At 46.2% G+C, this 24,218-nt stretch carries 19 protein-coding genes; 9 read left to right on the forward strand and 10 right to left on the reverse strand.

Annotated features, from left to right (window positions below):
* Window positions 1–86: 86 nt before the first annotated feature.
* Complete coding sequence (locus ABXR35_RS13030; protein ID WP_367060630.1) at window positions 87–1,106, forward strand: BMP family lipoprotein; 1,020 nt, start codon at window positions 87–89, stop codon at window positions 1,104–1,106.
* 39 nt (window positions 1,107–1,145) lie between these two features.
* Window positions 1,146–2,918, forward strand: a complete 1,773-nt coding sequence (locus ABXR35_RS13035; RefSeq protein ID WP_367060633.1) for a methyl-accepting chemotaxis protein — start codon at window positions 1,146–1,148, stop codon at window positions 2,916–2,918.
* 325 nt (window positions 2,919–3,243) lie between these two features.
* Here ABXR35_RS13035 and ABXR35_RS13040 read toward each other — a convergent pair whose 3' ends face one another.
* The 4 genes from ABXR35_RS13040 to ABXR35_RS13055 form a co-directional block, all read right to left on the reverse strand.
* Window positions 3,244–4,122 carry a formate/nitrite transporter family protein gene (locus ABXR35_RS13040; protein ID WP_367060636.1) on the reverse strand — a complete coding sequence of 293 codons (879 nt, stop codon included), beginning with the start codon at window positions 4,120–4,122 and terminating at the stop codon, window positions 3,244–3,246.
* Between the two features lie 387 nt (window positions 4,123–4,509).
* Entirely contained in the window at window positions 4,510–5,523 is a 1,014-nt protein-coding gene (moaA, locus tag ABXR35_RS13045; RefSeq protein ID WP_367060638.1) for a GTP 3',8-cyclase MoaA, read from the reverse strand.
* Between the two features lie 95 nt (window positions 5,524–5,618).
* Complete coding sequence (gene fdhD / locus ABXR35_RS13050) at window positions 5,619–6,446, reverse strand: formate dehydrogenase accessory sulfurtransferase FdhD (protein WP_367061418.1); 828 nt, start codon at window positions 6,444–6,446, stop codon at window positions 5,619–5,621.
* 5 nt (window positions 6,447–6,451) lie between these two features.
* Complete coding sequence (locus ABXR35_RS13055; RefSeq protein ID WP_367060641.1) at window positions 6,452–6,799, reverse strand: Na-translocating system protein MpsC family protein; 348 nt, start codon at window positions 6,797–6,799, stop codon at window positions 6,452–6,454.
* 603 nt (window positions 6,800–7,402) lie between these two features.
* On the opposite strand from ABXR35_RS13055, the gene fdhF reads away from it, so the two are divergent.
* The 3 genes from fdhF (at window position 7,403) to ABXR35_RS13070 (ending at window position 12,127) form a co-directional block, all read left to right on the forward strand.
* The gene (gene fdhF, locus ABXR35_RS13060; RefSeq protein ID WP_367060644.1) at window positions 7,403–10,345 is read left to right on the forward strand and encodes a formate dehydrogenase subunit alpha; all 2,943 of its coding nucleotides are present in this window, start codon (window positions 7,403–7,405) and stop codon (window positions 10,343–10,345) included.
* A gap of 37 nt (window positions 10,346–10,382) precedes the next feature.
* Window positions 10,383–10,874, forward strand: a complete 492-nt coding sequence (locus ABXR35_RS13065; RefSeq protein WP_367060646.1) for a helical membrane plugin domain-containing protein — start codon at window positions 10,383–10,385, stop codon at window positions 10,872–10,874.
* 521 nt (window positions 10,875–11,395) lie between these two features.
* Complete coding sequence (locus ABXR35_RS13070; protein ID WP_367060649.1) at window positions 11,396–12,127, forward strand: stalk domain-containing protein; 732 nt, start codon at window positions 11,396–11,398, stop codon at window positions 12,125–12,127.
* A gap of 182 nt (window positions 12,128–12,309) precedes the next feature.
* Here ABXR35_RS13070 and ABXR35_RS13075 read toward each other — a convergent pair whose 3' ends face one another.
* The 3 genes from ABXR35_RS13075 to ABXR35_RS13085 form a co-directional block, all read right to left on the reverse strand.
* Window positions 12,310–12,741 carry a LysM peptidoglycan-binding domain-containing protein gene (locus ABXR35_RS13075; RefSeq protein ID WP_367060651.1) on the reverse strand — a complete coding sequence of 144 codons (432 nt, stop codon included), beginning with the start codon at window positions 12,739–12,741 and terminating at the stop codon, window positions 12,310–12,312.
* A 233-nt stretch (window positions 12,742–12,974) separates the two neighbouring features.
* Window positions 12,975–13,931 (reverse strand): SDR family NAD(P)-dependent oxidoreductase, encoded by a 957-nt coding sequence (locus tag ABXR35_RS13080; protein ID WP_367061420.1) that lies wholly within the window; start codon window positions 13,929–13,931, stop codon window positions 12,975–12,977.
* A 396-nt stretch (window positions 13,932–14,327) separates the two neighbouring features.
* Window positions 14,328–14,867, reverse strand: coding sequence for a TetR/AcrR family transcriptional regulator (locus ABXR35_RS13085; protein WP_367060654.1), 540 nt, complete (start codon window positions 14,865–14,867; stop codon window positions 14,328–14,330).
* A 185-nt stretch (window positions 14,868–15,052) separates the two neighbouring features.
* Between ABXR35_RS13085 and fabV the strand changes: the two genes are divergently transcribed.
* Window positions 15,053–16,243, forward strand: coding sequence for an enoyl-ACP reductase FabV (gene fabV / locus ABXR35_RS13090; protein WP_367060656.1), 1,191 nt, complete (start codon window positions 15,053–15,055; stop codon window positions 16,241–16,243).
* Window positions 16,244–16,382: 139 nt separating this feature from the next.
* Here the strand turns inward: fabV and ABXR35_RS13095 are convergent, their stop codons facing one another.
* Entirely contained in the window at window positions 16,383–18,074 is a 1,692-nt protein-coding gene (locus ABXR35_RS13095; RefSeq protein WP_367060658.1) for a methyl-accepting chemotaxis protein, read from the reverse strand.
* 423 nt (window positions 18,075–18,497) lie between these two features.
* Between ABXR35_RS13095 and ABXR35_RS13100 the strand changes: the two genes are divergently transcribed.
* Together ABXR35_RS13100 and ABXR35_RS13105 are read left to right on the forward strand one after the other, a co-directional pair.
* Window positions 18,498–18,821 (forward strand): DUF3817 domain-containing protein, encoded by a 324-nt coding sequence (locus ABXR35_RS13100; protein ID WP_367060661.1) that lies wholly within the window; start codon window positions 18,498–18,500, stop codon window positions 18,819–18,821.
* A gap of 224 nt (window positions 18,822–19,045) precedes the next feature.
* Complete coding sequence (locus ABXR35_RS13105) at window positions 19,046–20,344, forward strand: MFS transporter (RefSeq protein ID WP_367061422.1); 1,299 nt, start codon at window positions 19,046–19,048, stop codon at window positions 20,342–20,344.
* A gap of 38 nt (window positions 20,345–20,382) precedes the next feature.
* On the opposite strand, the gene brfA is transcribed toward ABXR35_RS13105, so the two are convergent.
* Entirely contained in the window at window positions 20,383–20,592 is a 210-nt protein-coding gene (brfA, locus tag ABXR35_RS13110; protein ID WP_367060663.1) for a ribosome rescue factor BrfA, read from the reverse strand.
* A 476-nt stretch (window positions 20,593–21,068) separates the two neighbouring features.
* Between brfA and dctA the strand changes: the two genes are divergently transcribed.
* Complete coding sequence (gene dctA / locus ABXR35_RS13115) at window positions 21,069–22,460, forward strand: C4-dicarboxylate transporter DctA (RefSeq protein ID WP_367060666.1); 1,392 nt, start codon at window positions 21,069–21,071, stop codon at window positions 22,458–22,460.
* Between the two features lie 291 nt (window positions 22,461–22,751).
* On the opposite strand, the gene ABXR35_RS13120 is transcribed toward dctA, so the two are convergent.
* On the reverse strand, window positions 22,752–23,771 hold the full coding sequence (locus tag ABXR35_RS13120; protein WP_367060669.1) for a Gfo/Idh/MocA family protein: 1,020 nt from the start codon (window positions 23,769–23,771) through the stop codon (window positions 22,752–22,754).
* Between the last annotated feature and the right edge of the window lie 447 nt (window positions 23,772–24,218).

Below are 24,218 nucleotides of genomic sequence, written 5' to 3' on the forward strand. Positions count from 1 at the left end.
ATTATCACTATTTGTCGGTTAACTTACTAAATTGAAATGCCGATAATAACCTAGGATAATATTTTGAATCAGAGAGGAAATCGCCAATGTACAAAAACAATCATTGGAAAAAAGCAAGTTGTCTTATGCTGTTGGCTGTTATGCTGTTGTTAAACGCATGCTCCGCAGCTCAAATTAGCCCTACCGCGCAGGCTGCTAATAGCAGACTGAAAGTAGGCATCGTGCTGTCCGACATCGGACTGGGCGACCAATCATTTAGCGATGGCGCATTTAACGGATTGATCCGCGCACGCGATGAAGGCAAAATTAAATTTGATTATCGTGAAATCTCAGATACAAAAACATACGACGAAGCATTCAAGCAATTGCTTGATGAACACAACGACGTGATTATTGGACTCGGCTACGCGGTCAAGGAAAGTTTGGAAACCATTGCTAAGAGCAACCCAAACCAGCAGTTCCTTTTGATCGATGAAAAGTCTGACCTCGCTAACGTCGCTTCGATTACATTTAAAGAAGAAGAAGGCAGCTTCCTCGCTGGTGCCTTGGCAGCGATGGCAAGTAAAACGGGCGAACTGGGCTTTATCGGAGGCATCGAAACGCCGCTGCTGCATAAATTCCAGAGCGGATTTGAGCAAGGCGCGCGTGCAATTAATCCGAATGCACAATTCACCATCAATTACACTGGTGACTTTGGCAAACCTGAATTGGGTGCCTCTGCTGCCAAAGATATGATCGACAATCATAATACCGATGTGATCTATACGGTAGCCGGACTGACCGGTGTCGGTGGATTGCAGCAAGCGCAAAAGCAAGGTGTCTACTCGATCGGCGTGGATAGCGATCAATTTTTCTTGGCGGAAAAATCGGTCATCACATCCATGATCAAAAATATTGATGTTGCGCTGTACAATACGACGCAAACGTATATCGACAACAATCGCAAATTCCCGGAAAAGGATATGGTATTCGGCTTGCAGGACGGCGGCGTCGGACTGGCACCGGTTCATGTCATTGAATTGACCGATGAGCAGCAGAAGAAGCTGGATGAACTGAAGCAGCAGCTAATCTCCGGCGATATTACCATTCAATTGGATGCGTCTTGATTCCGCTGACTTCCATTTTCCCAATTACAGGAGGAACCTATGAAATTACAAGGCAAACTGGTACTGAACGCGATCATATCGCTGCTCGCCTCGCTTGTACTGGTCGGATATATCATTTTTCAACTGCTGAATATCAACTCGCAAAATAGCGATCTTGTGCCGACTATGTTGAATGTACAGCAGTTGGATAGTGATCTTGTCCAGACCGGGCAGGCGCTTAACAACTATTCCTTCTCCATCTCGGAAAGCAACAAAGCGATTGTGGAGAAACAGATACAAAGCACGCAAGCAACACTGGATTCGCTGACTTCCTCCGAAATCTCTACCGAAGAACAGCAGTTGCTCCAGCGTACCCAAACCAAGTTCACACAATTGACCGATGATGCTACCAAAGCGATGCAATCACAAGATAGCGCTGAAGCAAAACGCGAAAGCATCCGTGTCGAAGGAATTCAAAACGATGTATACGAATTGAAGCTGCTCAGCAAAGAGAGTTATGAAAGCTACACTGCTGATCTGACATCCAGCATCTCGACGACAGTACAAGTAGCCCTGTTCGGTGCGATTGTGTTGCTGATTGCTGTAGGTATGTTCAATATGTATACTGCTAGACAGCTTGCCCGCCGTACCCAAGTGTTGACCTCAGCTGCCCAGCGTATTGCGGGTGGTGATCTGACCGTCAAGCTGCCTACGGCAAAAGGCAAAGATGAGCTTGCTGATCTGAATCGTTCCTTCCATCAGATGGTCTCCAATTTGCGCAATATCGTCGGCTCCATCGGCGAAGCAGGTAATCGCGTAGATGAGCGCGCACGCGACATTGACAGCAGCAACGATCGTATGCAGGACGTCGTTCGTCAGGTTGCGCAATCGGTGGAAGAACTCGCCATCGGTAGCCAAAAAATCGCTGAAGACCTCGGTTTAACCGTGGAAGTCGTTGATCAAATGCAGCATACGTTCCAAACGAATCTGCAAACGACTGCGGAGTCTGCATCGTATAGTAATGAGGTTCTGCATTCTATCCAACAAGGCAATGAACAGATGCAGGAGCAGTTGAAACTTGTATCGACCAACCGCGCCGCTATGACAGAATTGCAGCAAACCGTAAGCTCCTTGGAGCAAAATGCCGATCAAATCGCCAATATGACCAGACTCGTATCTGATATCGCATCCCAGACCAATCTGCTGTCGCTGAATGCCTCCATCGAAGCAGCACGTGCAGGTGAAGCGGGTAAAGGCTTTGCCGTCGTGGCTGGCGAAGTGAAGAAGCTGGCGGATCAATCCGTTCAAGCAGCACGCCAGATTTTCAGTGCAGTCGAGTCGATCACATCGGCAGTTGGACATGTGCATGCGTCCGTAACACGCAGTGTAGAATTGTTTGAGCAACAGGAGCAGGCAACCGCCTCCACCAGTGCTTCCTTTGCCCAAACTAGCGGTCAGATCGAAAAAATCACCGCCCATATTCACCGTCTGTCCGACGATATGCAAGTCTCGCAACGATTGAGCAATCAGGTACAGCAGGCGATTGAAAATATTAGCGCCATCACCGAGCAATCGGCAGCAGGTAGCCAAGAAATTACCGCCTCTACTGTTGAACAGCGTCACGCTTTCGAGCAATCGAGCGAGCAGGTCAAACAGCTGCGCCGAATTCGCGAAGAAATGCAGCATGAGCTGGATCGCTTCCAATTGGATGAGTCCACGCAGCCTACAGCTTCGGATACCAATGAATCGGTTCCAACAATCGGACAAGCAACGGCACAACCAGCTGTCTCTCATACTACCAATGATGATGAACCAACAGCCAAACCGGCATAAGCAGAAGCCGTTCTTCATTTTCAAACTCTCCAAATGTTTACACTGAACTAAACAAAAGCCGTAGCGTTGTCACTGCCATACAGGCAGACAGACAACGCTACGGCTTTTCTATTGGGGTAGGTTATAAAAGGTTTGTAGATCAGACTAGATCGTATAAAGACATCACATGTATGATGGGATACCGCAGGCATCTACATCCATTCTGGAACCTGCTTGTATCTATTTGATAATGATTGAGAAATCCGTATACAGATCAAACATCGATATACAGATGAGAAATCCATATGCAAATGCAACAAACGGTTCGGTACTAAGCGCTATTCTATTAGTGCTTGATCGCGCGCGTTCCACCTACAGCCGCTTCATTTACAGCACGCGGCGGATTAGGAACCGCAGAGGATGCTTGCGAAATATCGCCCTGTGTCGCTACATCATCCATTGTATGACGATACGCGAGGAAATACGCTAGACCGACGAATACCGAACCACCGACCACATTACCCAAAAATACTGGTACAAAGTTCTCAAGATATTGCAGCCACGTAATATCCGCACCACCAAAAATCGCAGCTGGAATAACGAACATATTGGCTACAACGTGCTGGAATCCAATCGCAACAAATGCCATGATTGGGAACCAAATACCTGCGAATTTGCCAAACGAATCTTTACTGCCATAAGCAAGCCAAACAGCTAGACAAACAAGCCAGTTACAGCCAATTGCTGAGACAAATGCTTCACCGAAGCCTTCGCTTACTTTGGCGTGGGCAATCGCTACCGTTTTGGCAAGAAAGTCGCCTTCGGTCAAACCAACCACATGCCCAAAAAAGTAGGCAATCGAAATCGCGCCAACAAAGTTGGAAATCAGCACCAGCACCCAATTTTTCACCAGTTGGCTGAATCTGATTTTTTTGGAAAATAAAGCAGCTGCCATGGTCATCATATTACCAGTTAACAATTCAGCACCAGCAAGCAATGTTAGCATCAAGCCAACGGGGAATACGGCTGCCCCGAAAAAGCCTGCAATCGAACCTAGCTCCTTGGGAGCTGTTCCGATAACACGGATGTCTGCCAAAAACCCAAGTGAGATAAAAGCGCCTCCAAGAAATCCCAGAATTAGTACTGTCCATACCGGCATTTTCGACTTTTTCAAGCCAACTTCGGCGGACATTTTCATAATTTCCTGTGGTGTGTAGTAAGACATTGTAAATCCTCCATCCATGTCGTCTTCGTTGTAGTCAAGCGTATCTGTGCAGACATAGACTCGATGTTGTGATCACAGCTCTGGCGCCAGATTGCAATGCAGACAGCGAATCATTACAGCACAAAAAAAACCTCATGACAAGCCCTCATTATGCTGACATTCTGATATGCGTCAAACGTGCAGAGAGAAAAGGTTCTGTTGTCGATTAATCTTCTTACAGTTTACCTATAAGATTACCAATCTACGTAGTTGAAATTCCATGCTTAGAATACAGACAATCCCTGAATCTATTCCAAGCCGGCCTCAGCCGCTTTCTAAGGTTAATTCAGGCGCTATTCTTTGTCAATATTGTGACAAAAAAATAGGAGGCATTCCGCCTCCTATTTCCTATCCACCAATATGGGACATTTCCACTTTGCTACCTTTTTCCTTGTTCATCGGCTGATTGCTGCCACGATCTAGCGAATACTGGTCATGACGACCATTCCAGATCGCACTAACCGCTTCAGAGATTTGTTCGTCCGTCAGATCGGAGCGCAGCAACTGTCTGAGATCATGACCTTTCGTCGCAAATAAGCAGGTATACAGCTTGCCTTCCGCCGACAAACGCGCACGCGTGCAGGAAGAGCAAAACGCTTCGGTAACGGAAGAGATAAAGCCAACCTCGCCCTTGCCATCCTGAAACCGATAGCGGGTAGCTACTTCACCATTATAATTCGGTGCCAGCGGTTCCAGCGGCCAATGCTGCCCGATGCGATCCAGCAGCTCTTGCTTGCTGACTACATGCTGACGGTTCCATCCATTCGTATTGCCGACATCCATATATTCAACCATACGTAAAATATGACCGCGTTCACGGAAATAATCTACCATTGGTACAACTGCTTCTTCGTTAAATCCCTTTTGTACGACCATATTAATCTTGACCTGCAAACCGGCATCGGCAGCAGCATCAATGCCATCCAATACTGGTTTCACCCGGCTTCGTCCACCGTTCATACGCAAAAACATATCGTCTTCCAGACTATCCAGACTAACCGTAATCCGGTGTAAACCTGCCGCCTTCAGCTCTTTTGCCTTGCGTGCCAGCAGACTGCCGTTAGTCGTCAATGACAGATCGTCAGCATCCAGTGCCGACAGTCGTTCAATGATACGAGGCAAATCTTTGCGCAGCAGCGGTTCTCCGCCAGTGATGCGCAGCTTGCGTGTACCAAGCGAGACGAAGATCGCTGCGATCCGTCCAATCTCCTGCTCACTCAATACGCTATCGTTTGGCAGAAATTCATAATCTTTGCCAAAAATCTCTTCCGGCATGCAATACCGGCAGCGGAAATTGCAACGATCGGTAACGGAGATCCGTAAGTCACGCAGTATACGGTTATGTTGATCATAGGTAGTCATCGTCTCTCCCCCAATCTTCGCTTGATAGCGATCCTTTATCTTTTGTCATTCTATATAAAAATGAATATGAATAGATCATGCACAATGGTTTCCCTTTAGAATAGCACAGAGCTTTGATCCTTGTCCGCATATTCCTGCAATCGCTGGGGATGCGTATATACATTGCAGCTGCCTTTACGAATAAAACCGACCGTCGTAATACCAAGATGATCGGCAAGATCCAATGCTAGTTCGGTCGGTGCTGACTTGGATAAAATAATTTCGCAGCCGATTTTGGATACTTTGGTCAGAATTTCCGAAGAGATGCGTCCGCTGAAGGCAATAATTTTGCCGCGCGGGTCCATTTCATTTTTGAGACACCAGCCATAAATTTTATCCAGTGCATTGTGACGCCCAATATCGCTACGTGCCAAAATGATACCGCTTGGATCACACAGCGCTGCTGTATGCGCACCACCGGTCTGCTGAAATAGTTCGGCGCTTTGCTGCACTTGCTCCATCAACGCAAAGCATTGCTCAAATGACAGCCGTACGCGCACCTCATCCATACGCTTCGCTGTTCGTACATCGTTCACAAAGACAAAGCCTTGACGGCTTGTCCCACAGCATGACGTAATATAACGCTTCGTAAACAGCTGACGATGCTGGGGATTCCAGCGATCGGTACGTACATGCACATACCCTTCTTGCTCCTGTACCCATAGTTCCTGAATATCGCTATACCGTCGGATCACACCTTCCGAAGTCAGAAAGCCGACGGTCATATCTTCAATATGCTCCGGTGTACAAACTAGCGTCACAAACTCTTCCCCATTCACCTTGACGGTAATGGGCTGCTCTGAGACTACGCTGTCCTGTCGTTCGTGTACATTTCCATTCTCATAGCGGATAATGCTGCGCTGATGTTTTAATTCCGGCTTCATCATGATCATCCCTGTTCAATATTTTTTTCAAAGATAAAAACGGAAATAGCGAAGTCATCCTCCACTTTAATATCGGTAAACAGATGCTCTAGCTTTGAACCGCACAGTTCCTCTAATCCATCGGGAATGCGCTGATCGTACAATCGCTGCACCATTTGAGTACGTGCGCGATGCACCATTTCCTTCCCTTCTTCGGTTCCAGCAATAAACTTTTCGGTAGGTGTAAAATTGCCCCACATCTTCGTAATCGCCATATTATCAACAAAGGTTGTGTGAATACGTTCTGGTCCTTTGCCAAATGTATCTTTGCGCACTTTGCGTACGATATCGTTAAAAGCAGATTCTCTTTTCATACCTGTTCCCCCTTGATTCTCTGTTACTGATCATACACCTCATCTTTTGAATTTCAAGCCCCGAAATCAATGAATCCTACGGTCTGCAACACTCTTTGCTTATTATCGGTTGCCAATGTTAGGTTTGAACAACTTGTGTCTTGAATTTCAAAAAAAGAAGAGTATAATGAATTTTGGTCACATTTTCGTCAAACCAATCGGATTGATTGATCAGTATGTCATTGCTGATTCATTACTCCACTTTAAACTTGCTGCTTGTTTTTTGTACAGGCATCGATTTTAAGGTGGAGTTTTTTTATGCCTTTTCCTTGTACTTGACTCTCTTTTTTACCCTTTCTAAGGATACGCGCGACAATCCGATGATAGATGGACAATGTGTACCATCGTTCTATGAAATGGTCTTATTTCCACTCACAATAAGGAAAATAATATAAATATTTTCCTTATATTAGCCGTTGTTTATGATATTTAGGGTATATCAATGGTAAAAGCGTGCTCCCATTGTAGTGCATCGAATACGCTTACATTACCCTTAATCGGCTGATGCGCTATTTATTTGCTATTCATCATCAAGATGTAATCCGACAACAAAGGAGTTTCTGCATGAACAATTCGACATCCGTCAAGCTCACCATTAACGGCCAGTCCTATGAAGCACAGCCCGGTATGACCGTGCTGCAAGCGATCAATCTTGCCGAAATTCAACATCCTCAAGTATGTTACGTGCCTGAAGTTGATCCGATCCAGACCTGCGATACGTGCATTGTTGAGATCGACGGCAAGCTGGTGCGTGCCTGCTCTACACCAGTAACATCCGGTATGGAAGTTCAAACCGATTCACTGTCTGCCAAGACTGCCCAAACTGAAGGTATGGATCGTTTGCTGGAAAATCATATGCTGTATTGTACAGTTTGCGATAATAACAACGGCAACTGCACGTTGCACAATACCGTAGAAGCGATGGGCATCGAGCATCAGAAATATCCGTACAAGCCCAAAGCACCAACCACCGAAGTCGACATGTCCCACCCCTTTTATCGTTATGACCCGAACCAATGTATCGCCTGCGGTCAGTGCGTAGAAGTCTGTCAAAATCTACAGGTAAACGAAACGCTGTCGATCGACTGGGAAGCCGACCGTCCGCGCGTCATCTGGGATGAGGGTGTATCTATTAACGAATCCTCCTGTGTCAGCTGTGGTCAGTGCGTAACGATCTGTCCGTGTAACGCATTGATGGAGAAAACGATGCTCGGTCAGGCTGGCTTTATGTCTGGTATCGGCGAAGAAATGCTTGATCCGATGATCGACCTGATCAAAGAAGTGGAGCCGGGCTATAGCGGTATTTTCGCCATTTCTGAAGTGGAAGCCGCGATGCGCGACACTCGTACACGCAAAACAAAAACCGTCTGCACCTTCTGCGGTGTCGGTTGCTCGTTTGAAGTATGGACCAAAGGTCGCGAGATTCTGAAAGTGCAGCCTACCCACGATGCACCCGTCAATGCCATTTCCACGTGCGTCAAAGGTAAATTCGGCTGGGACTTCGTGAATAGCGAACAACGCCTGACGACACCATTGATTCGTCAAGGCAGCGAATTTGTCGAAGCAACATGGGATGAAGCACTCAGCTATGTGGCAGAGCGTATGACCGCCATTCGTCAGGAACACGGTAGCGACAAAATCGGCTTTATCTCCTCATCCAAAATTACGAATGAAGAAAACTATGTCATTCAAAAGCTGGCACGTCAGGTATTTGAAACGAACAACGTGGACAACTGCTCCCGTTATTGCCAATCCCCTGCTTCTGACGGTCTAATGTCTACCGTTGGTATCGGTGGCGACGCTGGTTCGATTAAAGACATCGCTGCTGCTGGATTGGTTATTTTGATTGGCTGTGCACCTGCTGATGGTCACCCCGTATTGGCAACTCGTATCAAACGTGCTCACAAACTGCATGGTCAAAAGCTGATCGTAGCCGATCTGCGTAAGCATGAGATGGCAGAGCGTTCGGATTTGTTTATCCGTCCAAAACAAGGTACGGATTTCGTCTGGATTACAGCGATTACGAACTATATGATTCAACAAGGCTGGCATCAGCCGGAATTTATCCAGCAGCATGTGAATCAATATGAAGATTATCTGCAATTGATCGAAAAATATACACTTGCGTATGCCGAAGAGGTTACTGGCATCTCGCAGGCAGAATTGATCTCTATCGCCGAAGCGATTCGCGATGCTGACGGCACTGCCATTTGCTGGGGAATGGGCGTAACGCAAAATATCGCTGGTTCGCATACGTCCGCAGCCATCTCCAACCTGCTGCTTGCTACAGGCAACTACATGCGTCCGGGCGCTGGCGCTTACCCGCTGCGTGGACACAACAACGTACAAGGTGCATGCGATATGGGTTCACTGCCACCTTGGCTGCCGGGTTATCAGCACGTATCGAACGATCTGGCGCGTGCCAAGTTTGAAAAAGCATACGGCGTAGCCATTTCTCCAACACCGGGTAAAGACAATATCGCTATGGTAGACGGTATTGCTCGCGGCGAAATGAAAGCTATGTATCTCGTCGGTGAAGATATGGCGTGGATCGATTCCAACGTCAATCATGTACACGAAATGCTGTCACAACTCGAATTCTTCGTTGTACAAGACGTATTCCTGTCCAAAACAGCTCAATTCGCTGATGTGATTCTGCCAGCTGCACCATCGCTGGAAAAAGACGGCACCTTCTCCAATACCGAGCGTCGCGTACAGCGCCTGTATCAAGTACTAGAGCCGCTGGGCGATTCCAAACCAGACTGGTGGATCACTACAGAGCTGGCGAAAAAATTCGGCTTTGACTGGGGATATACTCACCCATCCCAGATCTTTGACGAAATGGCGAGCCTGACACCATTCTTCTCCCAGTGCGATTATGATGTGCTGGAAGGCTGGGGTAGCTTCCAATGGGGCGCGGCAGATGGTGCACATACACCATTGCTGTATACCGATGGATTCTATTTCCCAGACAAAAAAGCACGCTTCTCGCTCGTTGACTACGTGCCACCGGTAGAATATCCTGCCGAATTCGACCTGACACTGAACAATGGTCGTTTATTGGAGCATTTCCATGAAGGCAATATGACGAACAAATCCAAAGGCATCAATCGCAAGCTGCCTGAAGTATTCGTCGAAGTATCACCAGAATTGGCAGAAGCACGCGGCATCGAAAGCGGTACGCTCGTACGCTTGGAATCACCATATGGTGCTATCAAGCTGCGCGCCGTTATTACGGATCGAGTACGCGGTCAAGAAATCTATGTGCCGATGCACTCAGTCAGCCATGAAACTGCCGTCAATCTGTTGACTGGTTCTGCGGTCGATGTTCGTACCCATACACCTGCATACAAACAAACCAAAGTACGGATGCAAATTCTGAATGTCAAAGGTGTGAACCCACTGCCGGAAATCAACCCACGCTACAAAAAGCGCCATCCGCAAAATGGTGTCGAAGTACAGCGCAAATGGGATCGCCCAGACTTCGTTCCACTGGTGGATATGTAATTTCAGTTAATCCATGATTTGTGAAGGAGGAATTGCTATGGCTGCGCCGATTACAACGATTCGCAAAAAAGTACTAACCGAGCAGGAACAACAACAGCAGACGATTGACCAGCTGCAAAAACAGCTGGCAGAATCGAATGCTGCGCTGGAACGCTCACTCTCCATTCTGCGTGAATTGGAGAGTAGCGGCATCCTTGGTGCCGCCGAGTCCATGCTCAAAGCCAAAGCCGAGATCGCCGAGATTATCCTCGGACAGGTCTCTCGCAAGGAAATGACCAACCTGATCAATAACGGGATGGCGGCGGCAGGTGCATTAACTGCCGTTGATCCGGCACAAACATCCCAGCTGATGGGCAGTGTACAGCAGGGTCTACAAGAAGCCGCTCGTCCACAAACGGAAAAAATCGGTCTGATGACGATGCTTCGCGCACTAAAAGATCCTGACATTCAGCGTGCGCTTGGATTCGGATTGCGCTTCATGAAGGGACTCGGTAAAGGTCTGAAAAAAGACCCTCCTTCCCAGCACTAAATGAACATGTAATATACATTATGATTCAACAACGGAGTACGCTTTTTGCAGCGTACTCCGTTGTTTTATTGTTCATCGTGCGTACAAGTATATGTTTACGTCTTACGTCTTACCTCTTACCTCTTACCTCTTACCTCTTAATTTAGTATAGATTTCCCTCTGATATTGTTCTATTTGCTATATAGAATATAGACCATTCTGCAAGTTCTATCTCTGCTTGATTCTACGTATACAAATTTATTTTTATACGCTATATCTCATTTATGAATATTTCCCTTCAATAATACCTATCTTCGATACCTATTATGGCAGATTTGAAGCCTTGCTATCAGCAATTGACAAGGCTTACAGCCCTATGTAAATATAAAGTATCCGACTTGCTGCTTTTTACATACACCTAACAACACACTCTCATGATCGCATACTACATATCCCCATTCTGTCGTGCGTTATTCCAATCTGTACTTGTTCTACGTAGTTGCAGTCAAGTCTGAACTCAACTCGTTTAAGGAGGAAGAATAATGATTAAAAAAGGCACTATGCTTCTTGTTACTGCTACATTAACACTGGGTATCGGAACAGGTGCGCTTGCGGCAACAGGCTTGGAGCCCATCCGCGCTTATTTAAACAGCACGCTTTCGTTTAAAGTCAACGGTAATGCTGCTCAGCTTACCGATGCGAATGGCAAAAAGGTTCTCCCTATCACATACAACGGTACAACGTACCTACCTGTTCGTGCCGTCGGTCAACTGATGGACATTCCAGTCAATTATGATGGCGCTAATGCTTCCATTAACATCGGCAGTGGCAGCACATCTGGTGGTAGCACTGGCGGTGGTTCAACGACTACCCCTTCATCCAGTAAACAAACATTGAGTGAACTTGGTTCATCGGCAATGGAAAGCTCGGAACTTCGCACCAAAGACCCTGCCCAAACGGTATACAAAGGCAAAGACTACAAAGAGGTATACATCAACAATAAACCAGAATCGTATCGCGATTTCCAAGTCATGACTGACAACAAATACAGTACGCTCCATCTGGAAATGGCTCTACTCAGTGGCAATCAAAAAATCAATGTGTACGATGAGAATCGAACCGTACTCAAAACGTTCTCCCTTTCTGCGGATGCAGGGATGACAGGTGTGGATATCGATGTCAAAGGTGTAAAAGCTGTCTTTGTAGAAAGTACAGACTATGATCCAGGTTCGGTATTGTTCGTTCCATTGACAACCTCTTATCTGGTCCGCTGATCTGCTCCTTCATCGTTATTCAATCCCATACATGCACAAAAAAGCTGACGTTCAGGGGAGGACGTCAGCTTTTTTATATGAACGGCTATGCTACATTTGGCAGATGCAGCGTAACCTGGGGTTTTTGGCCGATCTTGAATAGGAATATGGGATGGGACAAAAGATAAAATCTTATTTCGTTCTTATTTTTGCGGAATAGTCAATTGAGTTCCAGCAGGCAGCAGGTTGTTGGCAGCAACCAGTTCGTCTACAGTGATACCGTATTGAGCAGCGATGTCGGAAAGGCTGGCACCTTGTGGAACGACAACAGTGATTGAGTTGTTATTGGTTGTAGTAGTTGATTCAGTTGTTGCTGGAGAATTAGCAGGTTGTTGTTCTGTTGTAGTGCTGTCTTCTTCTGTACCGAACAGACGGTTGAACTCAGCAGTTTGTGCATCCAAGAATGCTTTGTTATCAGCGATGCGTTCTTCTTTGTCTTTGCGTTTGTCGTGGTTTGTTTGATCGTTTGTTGCAGCGTATGCGTGGCTACCTCCAACTGGAACAGCTACGGCTACAGCACCCAGACTTGCGGCTAAAGCAGTGGACATCAGGATTTTACTAAATTTTGTACTCATGGTAATGGCTCCTCTTCACTATTTATATTTTGTAATTAGCTTTCGATAGGTTATTTATAACCTCTTCGTAACTTCATGAATCAAATATACCACTAATTAAAGAAGATTGCAATACTATTTAATTATTTTTTCATTAGATTTTGTAAAACCAATCTCTGATATATAGTTAACCAACCTACATATATGTTAAACTTCTTTTTTTATATTTTCAAAAGAAGTAAGTTATTGATCACTTACTGTTGGAGATGCTGAATCGTAATCGCTATTCCTTCTTCATAGGAAGTACGTGGAATGTCTCCGATATGCTGCTCATATTTACGACCACTAAGCAGCAATGGCTTTTCAGTCAAATACAGCATCTCTACAATTTCCTTCATCACCGGTACAAATGTACCTAGCAGCTGTAACGACCATTTTCCAAGTGGAATAACAGGCTTACTGCCCTTGTGTGCAGCCTCTCTTGCTAAAGCGATCAACGCCTTACCATGAATCGGCCCTGCGGATGGAATATGCCAGTTCTGTCCATATGCTTGTTCGCGACATGCCAGCTCTACGATCATATGAGCAGCATCCGGCAAATACACATATTCGCGCGCGATCGTAGTGTTACCGATGAACATGCCAATTTTGCCGTCTGCAATGGATTGCAATGTAGAAAATATATACGATGCTTGATTAGCAGATGGACCATAATAGTCAGGCAATCGTACAATCATCGCTTGCAGCGATTGCCAGCGAGCATCAAAGATCAATTGCTCTAACGCCAGCTTGGTGCGACCTTTGACAGTAGGCGGATGTTTGGGATAATCCTCGGTAATCGGTTCGTCGCTAGAACGAATGCTGTAGGGATAAATGCCATCTACGACAACAAGCTTGATACCCAATGTCTCTGCTGCTTGCAATACCGATTGTCCCAAGGGCAACTGGCGATCATTCATTTCGTGATAAGGAACAGATGCGCACTGAAATATAACCTCCACTCCCTCTGCCGCCTTCTGCACCTCCTCTGTCTGAAAAGCATCCCCTGCATAACAGTACAGCAATGCCGGATCACCTAACTCAGCTGCCATCTGCTGAAGCTTGGTAGAGGAACGTCCAAAGGCAATCACAGCAATCTCGCGGCGCAGTAATTCTTCGACAATGACTCTGCCTGTTCCACCCGTTGCACCAACTACAAGTGCAGATGAAATCGGCTGGTACGTGTAACGCTGTGTAGAATCAGCATGGTCATTCGTACGCAGATGCTCCTGTACGTCATACCTATGAGATACTCTAGGTATTCTAGATAGTCCAGATTGTGTAGATGGTTTGGACGGCTTGGCTGGTTTATTGTACATATTCATCTTAATTGCTCCTTTATAAATAAGTATTTGTTACTCAACCGGATATCATGTCGAAGAAAAAAACCATATAAAAGAGAAAAGCCAAGTAGAATAAACAAATCAACATAGAGTAGAAAATGAAAAGTTGTTTTGTTAGTAATTGATCAATTACAAATATACAAAAAAATATATTCCTTCCCCTTCGTGTCCTGACAGGATCAATCATCAAACGGTTTGCATGGTCCTATCAGGCACACGAGAAGGTTATTGATGCTCACGCAGCTCACTGTGCATCAATTCTGGAAGATCTAGCGACATGGAAATATTGCACAACATGCCTCTTGCCAGAAACAATAACGTACGATCATATGGATGAGCAATACCTGCATCGGTAAATGCCTGTACGACTACTTGATGTACTTCACGAAAATTACGCTGCATCACTTCAAGCACAGCAGGCTCTTGAATGGTTTGTGCTTGCATTTGCAGTACAATCTCGTTACGATGCTCCTGCATGATGCGAGCATATTCTTCTATTAGTTTCTGCTCTAGCTGCTCTGGTGCAGTAGCTTGAATAATATGCTGGAATGCTTCCTTGATACGCATCCATGATGTTTCCAATGCACCGATCAATAACGCTTCCTTGGTTGAGAAAAAGCGGAATACATAGGGCTGCGAAATCTCTGCTCGTTCGGCTACATGTGCGGTTGTAGCACGGTAATACCCAGTTTCGGCAAAGACTTTAATCGCAGCGGCAATAATCTCATTGCGTCGATTGACTGAGGTTGCACTTAACTTTTTCATGCGAAACCTCCTACTATATTTTAGTGATTGATCAATTACTAAATTTAATATAGAACATTTCCCCGCGTATGGCAAGAGGTATCTTCCTTCCCAGATGCCAGCTAACGCAAAAAATGCTACAATAAGCAGGTATGTATACGATTGATTCATGATAGGGAACGATACGAAAGTGAGGACTATAGATTATGATTATTAAGCCAAGAACACGCGGTTTTATTTGTACAACGGCTCATCCCGATGGATGTGCACGTCAGGTGCAGGAACAAATTGAATATGTAAAATCTCAACCCGCTGTAAAAGGTCCACGCAATGTACTCGTTATTGGTGCATCGACCGGTTACGGTTTATCGGCACGCATTGTAGCTGCTTTTGGTGCAGGGGCTAACACGATTGGTGTTTACCGCGACGGCGCTTCTGTCAAAGGACGCACGGCATCCGCAGGCTGGTACAATTCCGCTGCATTTGAACAGGCAGCACAAGAAGCAGGGCTGAAATCGTTCAGCGTAATCGGTGATGCGTTTACGAATGAACTGAAAGCCGATACGATCGAAGCCATCCGCGCCGAATTCGGCAAAGTCGATATGGTGATCTACAGTGTAGCTGCACCTCGTCGTACCGATCCGAATACAGGCGAGACATTTACTTCGGTTCTGAAGCCCATCGGTGAAACGTACACGAACAAAACTGTTAACTTCCACACCGGTGATGTGAGTGAGATCAGCATCGAACCAGCTTCGCAGGAAGAAATCGATGCGACCGTTCGCGTAATGGGTGGCGACGATTGGAAATCATGGATCGATCAATTGAGCGCAGCCGATGTACTGACAGATGATGTGGTTACTGTAGCATTCTCGTATATCGGTTCCAATATTACACAAGCTATCTACCGTCAGGGCTCCATCGGTCAAGCGAAGGATCATTTGGAAGCAACTGCACGCAGCATGAACGAGAAGCTTGGTTCCAAAGGCGGTCAAGCGTATGTAGCTGTATGTAAAGCACTGGTCACTCAATCCAGCTCGGCTATTCCAGTTGTACCATTGTACATGTCCGCCCTTTATAAAGTAATGAAGGAAAAAGGTGTACATGAAGGCTGTATTGAGCAAATGTACCGTATGTTTGCAGAGCGTCTGTATACCGAAGGCGAAACGCCAGTGGATGAAAAAGACCGCCTGCGTTTGGACGATTGGGAAATGCGCGACGATGTGCAAGAGGAAGTCGCGAAAATCTGGGATGCGCTGCGTACCGAAAATGTATACGAGTTGACCGATCTGGAAGGCTTCCGCAAAGAATTTTTCCAACTGTTTGGCTTTGAGACAGATGGCGTCGATTATGAAGCCGACACAGAGCCAGATGTAAAGATTGCCCATACTCGTTAAGCTGACACAGACATATTTATGAAGGATTTACGATGTACTCAGGATGGTTTCACAACGGATTCATCGTATGATCAACGAAAAGACAGGCACCGTAGTAGCGGCTGCCTGTCTTTTCGTTTATACATATTTTAGAGGAAACTTATTCAGCTACTTTGAAGCGGTGAACGAGCGTTTGCAGCTCGGTTGCCAGTGTAGTCAACGAAGCTGCCGAATGCAGAATCTCTTCGCTGGATGCGAGTTGTTGCTCGGTTGCGGCAGCGATTTCCTCTGTACTGCCCGAAATGTCGCGTGTACCAGCATTCACTTCTTGCAGCATGAGCGATGAATCGGTAAAGTCGCGGTTCATCTGGACAGCATTATCAGCGATCTGACGCGTTTGACCGGAAATCTGTTCAGCTGCTGTGACAATCTGACGGAATTGTTGAACAGTAGTACCTGTCAGTTCGGTACCAGTATGCACTTCTTCTTTGACCAATTGGATATAAGATTGTGCAGATTGTGTTTCTGTCTGGATGCGTACTACTAGCTCCTTGATTTGGCTGGCAGCATCCGCAGATTGCTCTGCTAGCTTGCGCACTTCATCTGCAACAACGGCAAAACCGGAGCCGTGTTCACCCGCACGTGCTGCTTCAATGGCAGCATTTAAAGCAAGCAGGTTCGTTTGAGTTGCAATCTGATTGATGAGTGTAGTCATCGTATCAATCTGAGCAGCATGGCTTGCCAATGTATCGACACTTTGATCCGTTTGCAGGACCGAATGATTAATTGAGTTCATTTGCTGCCCAACCTTGCTGATCGATTGCTCTCCCGATTCTGCCTGATCGCGCATCGTGCGTGAGAAGTCCGCCATGGAAGTAGTATTGACAGTGATGGCACTAAGCTTATCCAGTGAGGTTTGCAGAGCAGCGGTATTCCGTTCTAACTGACGGGTCTGGTGTCCCGCTTTGTCAGCGATTACCTGCATCGACTCCGCCACCTGACCAGAGGTGGCTTTGGATTGACCGGCACTAGCGGAAAATTGCTCCGCAGAAGCGGCTACCATCTCTGACGATGCACCGATCTGGCTAACAATATCACGCAGAGAAGCGACAAAACGATTAAAGCTCTCTGCTAACGTACCAAATTCATCTTTTTGACGAATATCAATACGGCGTGTTAGATCAGCTTCGCCTTCCGCGATCGCATTCATCTGCGAATTCAGCAAATGCAGCGGCTTCAAAATAGAGCGCAGCAGCAGAATGCCTAAAATAATACCTACCAGTGAAGCGATGATGATAACCGCCAGCAAAATAAAGTTACGCTGATGCGCCTGCTGATCGGAAGCTTGTTTGAGTTGCTGCACTTCCGTTTGCAGCAGGCTGACTACGTTATCAACTGCTGGACCGAGCACCTGCTTGCGCAGTGAGCGTTCTTCGCCGAAGTGTACACTTTCGGCTGCTGTCAGATCAGTAGGACGAAGTGACAGCAATTTAGCATTCAGATCCAGAATTTTGGTGAATGTAGAATCAATCGTTTGAATATCTGATGTATACGGAGCCGAGGCAGATGATTGCTGAACAAGCGTCTGCGTGGATTGAATCTGCTTGATCTTCTTTTGCATGCCTTCTACATAATCGTTATCGCCAGTGAGCAGATAACCGCGCTCATCATTAGACAAACCAGCAAGTACAAATTCAAGCTGCTTCATATTTTGTTGCAATTCCATTTTGCTCTGTAACAGATTGCTTTGTTGAATGGATTGAGTGATGGTAACAACCGATAAAGCTCCCGTACCAATAATTGCGCCGACAAGGATGATAAGAATAGCGATGAGTTTTGTTCTGACCTTCATGCAATGATGCCTCCGATGAAAAACTTATGAATGAGTAGCATTCCTATTTATCGGACATTTTATAATATAGTTTAGCGACTTTTTTAAATTTTACACAGCGTTAAAGAAACTCCAATACGCTACCTAAATGATGGGAAAAGAGGCGTATAAAGGGTGTGTTTTAGTGTAAAAATAGCTGCCTTTTGCCTTATGATTTTACACAAAATTTACAATTGATCAGATGATATAGAACGTCTAGTAATGCCAATGGAAGAAAGGTATCAATGTAAACATCATACGTGTACAGTCGAGCAAAATAGGTTCAAAAAGTTGTAACTTTAGCGTCCCCCATCCTGCGGCATTATACGTTATATTTGAATAGTTAAAATTAAAGCCATTTTCATTATATTTTGCAGGTACGCCTGCCAAAAGGAGCCATGAAGAATGGGGAATATCCTGAAAACGCTGCGTCTGGTCGGTCATGTGGAAGCGGTCTCTTATCTGCTGCTTGTGCTGATCGCGATGCCGCTCAAGTATTTTGCCAATATGCCGTTGGCGGTTACATATGTGGGCATGATCCACGGGGTTCTGTTTGTTGCTTATGTGGCTGCAATTCTGCTGACACTGATTCTGCGCAAACTAACCATCAAGCAAGCGATTCTGGGCCTTATTGCTTCCGTGCTACCATTCGGACCGTTCGTATTCGATCAGTATCTGGATCGCCAGCAAGCTGCGGACGTACCACAAACGGAGATTCAAAAAGGATAATTCATCGATCAAAAGCCCCTGTCCGATTTCATTCGCGGCAGGGGCTTTTGATGATGCGCTTGTAATACTATTCTCTGATACTCTTTTCTGCTAGTATTTCTGGGCAATCCTGTATTCAAGCATTGTCAATTCGGTGGATACGCTATACACTTCAATGGATGTAAATGGTTACAGTGATTCGGAAGGAGATCAATCACACGATGAAACGAAATTCTGCATTACCAATGGAGGAGCTGCCCGCCTCCTCTGCATTTCAGCAATTGCTACAACCGTTGCGGCAGTCCAAAGCATTTTTGTATTTGTGGCTGGGGCAATTGATCGCAGTGCTGGGCAGCTCAGTGACGATGATCATTTTGCCGATTGTCATTTATAATCTGACCGGCTCGGCGACGTTAATGGGATTGGCAATGACGATCTACATGCTGCCCAATGTGATCATCTTGCCTATATCGGGCTGGATTGTAGACCGCACCGACCGCATTCGACTTGTGATGTTCACCAATACGGTACGCTTTCTCTTAATGCTGACGGTGGCGATTCTGATCTTTACCGGTCATCTGTCGATGACTTTGTTGTATGTGGCACTGGCATTGTACGGATTGATGGATGGTATCTTCAATCCTGCCTATTCTGCGTTGCGAGCTGAAGTCTTCACACCGGATATTCGCAATGCTGCGAATGCGCTTAGTCAGATGAGTATTCAGGCAGTCAGACTGCTAGGACCGGCGCTTGGCGGATTAATCATCACGTTCGCCTCAGCGGCAAGCGGATTTGCGCTGGATTCACTGACGTATCTGCTATCGCTTCTTTGTTTTATTGCACTGAGCAAACACTTCGTATCAGCGCATCGGAAAAAGATGGCGACCGCTGCGAGCACATCATCGTCAGCTCAGGCAACGGCAAGTGCAGAAAACGGACCATCCCTGTGGGCGGACTTCATGGAAGGATTCCGCATTCTGATGGGACAACAGTGGTTATGGATTACCATTGTGATCTTCTCACTGCTGAATATTTGTTATCAGGGTATTATTGTGGTGCTGATTCCATGGCTGTTCAAAGTAAATTATGGCTTCACACCAGTCATTTATGGGCTGGCGATGGCGGGTGTCGGTGCAGGTGCAGTACTGGGCGCTATCGTATTCGGTTCACGTAGCCGCTGGCAAAGGCGTGGTTGGATTGGTTATGGCGGTGCTCTGCTGAGCGGCATTGCGCTGTTGCTGCTGACGGTTGTGTCCTCACCGCCGCTGTTGATCGGCGTCATGGTATTGGAAGGATTCGGTATGATGATGTTCGCACTTGTCTGGGAGACGAGCTTACAGGAGCTGGTACCGACGGAGAGCTTCGGTCGTGTGGTCAGTCTGGATATGCTTGGTTCGTTTGCCTTGTTGCCGGTCGGTTATTTGCTTGTAGGATGGCTGGCTGACCATATGGGCGGTATCTGGACAATTACATTGTTCGGTAGCACAGGGATTGCTTTGCTCATGATTGGCTTATGTATACCGGGGATTCGACGTTTTAACTAATGCGTTGGGATGAGCTTCGATGTGTGAACAGGAGGAATCTAAGCGGTAGGCAACAAAAAAGAAGCATCATCTCGCAGAATCCGCTTCTTGTGCTTGATCTTTTGTAGTTTTTCCTGTTTGCCGGGTTTGATTCGAGTGTGTTGAGAGATTTCCGCATAATTATTGTTCATTTTGCGTTCCAAGTTTGGCGCTAGCTGACCGCTACGCTGTGCTTTACGTATTGCTTTTTGTGTTGTGGTACGTGCCATGGGCAGTATACCCTCCATTTCAGTTTAGAATAGAGCAAAGACAGGCTGTACATAGGATGTCAGTATCCCGCTTCGCTTTGAATATTTTACCATAGATTATGTAATGACTCCAGCTATCCACCTATATTTTATGTGCTAATAACGAACAGTATGTGATTATTTTTCACGTATTGTTCGTTATTTTTTTGTATCATGATTCAATTTTTGCATTATGGATTGTGCATTGTATTAAAAGATGACAAATTCACTGTTATACGCCGAATTGAAATGTTATAAAAAGCTACATGAGATTCAAATTATTCAAATGACGCTGTATGATGAGAAGATTATTTACATCAAAAAGAATAAGCTCCTTTGTTTGGGATTGCGATTTGGCGTTATCTTGCTTCTGCGGCAGTATACGTTACAGCATAAACGGCATGGTGGGTAGCACGGATGAAGTGAGTATTAGCAGTTCATTTTGGAGGAGGTTTATTATGTCATTTTTCAAATCCCTATTTTTCCAAATTATCGTAGCGGTGGCGATCGGTATCGGAGTTGGTCTGATCTGGCCCAACTTTGGGGAAATGCTGCAACCGCTGGGAACCGGATTTATCAAACTGATCAAAATGCTAATTGCGCCACTGATCTTCGTCGTTGTTGTCGCTGGTATCGCTAAAGCAGGCGATCTAAAGGCGGTCGGTCGGATCGGTCTAAAAGCAATCCTCTGGTTTGAACTGGCAACGACTGTTGCTCTGGTGCTTGGTCTGGTTGCTGCTAAATGGCTGCGTCCGGGTGAAGGCATGAATATTGATCCAGCTAGCCTTGATCCAAATGCGGTTGCTGCCAAAACTGGTGGTGCTGAGCTGCCGCATACAGTAGATTTTCTTCTGAATATTATTCCGACCAGTGCCGTCGATGCCTTTGCCCAGAATGCCTTGCTGCAAGTCTTGCTGCTAGCATGTCTGTTCGGTACCGCACTCGCGGCGAGCGAAAGTACACTCAAGCAAAACGTACTGACACTGGTGGATCAGATTATGGAACTGATCTTCCGCGTTATCGGTTATATTATGAAGCTTGCTCCAATCGGTGCATTTGGAGCGATTGCTTATACAGTTGGCGCATACGGCGCGTCCACACTGGCATCCTACGGTATGCTGATTATCGCTTGTTACGCATCGGCGCTGTTGTTCCTTGTTGTGCTTGGCTTGGCTGCATGGTGGATCACAGGCATGAACCTGCTGCAATTCGTACGCTATACTCGTTCTGAAGTAATGCTTGCCATCGGTACTGCGTCATCCGAGGTAGTAATGCCGCGTATGATGGACAAACTGACACGCGCTGGCTGTAACCGCGCGGTTGTCGGGCTGGTGGTGCCAACGGGGTATTCATTCAATTTGGACGGTGCATCCATCTATCTGTCGCTTGCAACTGTATTTCTGGCGCAGTCGGTCGGTATCGAGCTGACGCTGGTGCAGGAGCTGACGATTCTGGCTGTACTCATGCTCAGCTCCAAAGGTATGGCTGGCGTACCCGGCTCTGCTTTTCTAGCATTATCCGCTACGGCTGCGGCATTGAACGCCTTTCCGGTTGCGGTTGTCGCACTGCTGCTGGGTGCAGACCGATTTATGGATACGATGCGTGTGTTTACCAATCTGATGGGGAACTGTGTAGCTGCGTTTGTGGTTGCCAAGTGGGAAGGCATGCTGGATACCAAACGCATGAAGGCAGTGCTGTCCGGTCAAATCAGTGAAGACGAGTTGGATGCAGAAGAAGCCTTGACTACACAGGATCGTGAAAAAGATACGCTGACACCAGCTACCGGTGCAACTGCCGTATACCACGGTCCACATATGAACAAGCCGAAAACGGCATACGATCAATCTTGATCACTTTCTCCTTCATTGTGGAATAGTCTTCAAGCTTGAGGTCGCTGTAGAGATAGCAATACAGGTACTCTCTTTCTCTTTCGTAACAGCTAGACAACAAACGATGATATGAAACAAAAAGCTGCTATTCCTCAGCATCATATGCGGGAATAGCAGCTTTTCTTCGTTCCATATTTATAAAGGATGATCAGGTGTAAGAGCATCATATTGCTTACCGTTTATAAAAACCATAGCAACACACCTTGCACCTTACACCTTACACCTTACACCTTACACCTTACACCTTACACCTTACAGTTCGATTGTACGTCCTTCTTCTTGCGAACGGAAAGCAGCCAAAATAACATTCAGCGATTTGCGTCCTTCTTCGCCGGAGATGGTTGGTGCTACATTGTTGGTGATAGAACCAATGAACTCGTCCACGATACCGCTAGTCACTTGTTTCTCGTTGGTAGCAATTTCACCCACCTGATAGCGCTCTACCGTTCCGTTTCTCAGCTCAACGATAACCTGATCCACTGGATCGGTTCCGATTTTCATCACACCATTTTCACACCACAGCACTGTACCATTATCTTCACCACGGTACGAGGTCCAGCTAGCAACGAGCGAGCCAATCGCGCCACTGCCCATACGCAGCAAGCAGATCGCATTGTCGTCGACATCGGTGTCTTTTTTATCCAATGTTCCAATAAATGCGCTTACGCTAACAACTTCATCGTCCAGCAACCAGCGGATCATATCGGATTTATGTACACCCAGATCGCCCATCGCGCCCATGGCAGCTTCGCCTTTGCGGAAGAACCAGCTGTTTTTGCCATCAATACTCCAGCCTTCTGGTCCACCGTGACCGAATGCTGTACGGAAGGTAAGCACGCGTCCCAGATGTCCCTGCTTCAGCACTTCTTTGGCTTTCAGATGTGGAGGCATCAGACGTTGGTTGTGTGCAACCATCAGAAATACATTGTTTTTCTCGGCAGCAGCGATCATTTGCTGTGCTTCCTCATCAGACACTGCCATCGGCTTCTCTACCAGTACATGCGCACCAGCATTAGCAGCTGCAATCGCTACTTCCGCATGCAGTCCGTTTGGTGTGCATACGCTTACAGCGTCGAACCCACCAGCCGCGAGCAGCTCTTTGTAATCACTGTATGCTTTGGCATTATACAAATCAGCATAACCCTGTGCACGCTCTACAACCGGATCAGCAAAAGCGACCAGTTCCACATCCGGGTTTACTGCATATTCTGGAATATGGCGGCGTTCCGAAATACTGCCGCAACCTACTACTGCTACTCTGACTTTCCCCATAAATCCCATTCCTCCCAATGATTGAAGTTGGTCTAATTGATGTGTTCAACAGTTATATTAACGAAAAAGCGGGCAATTATCCAGCTTTTGTACGGTATTTACCAACAAAAATTGTCACGCTTACATGGTGACTAACCCGCTTTGTTTAACCAAACAACAATATGTGGGCATACCAGCAGACTTCGGTTCCATATATCGGCTGAACACGTCTAAAATTTCGGCAAAATATTTAATAATTTTGTTCAGCATTTCAAGTCTATAAGGGTAAAACAGAAATGAATTTGGATAAAAAGCAATAGAAACCTTTTGTATATCTACGGCTCGCCCTGCTAATCCATCTCATTTTCCTTAGTTATAAAAAATCGCTTCATCTCATCCAACACCTGCTCAGGTTGATCTTCCTGTACAAAATGTCCGGCACTCGATTGATCATTACAGCGGAACAAC

The sequence above is a fragment of the Paenibacillus sp. JQZ6Y-1 genome, assembly GCF_040719145.1.
In the GTDB taxonomy this organism is placed as follows: domain Bacteria; phylum Bacillota; class Bacilli; order Paenibacillales; family Paenibacillaceae; genus Saccharibacillus; species Saccharibacillus kandeliae.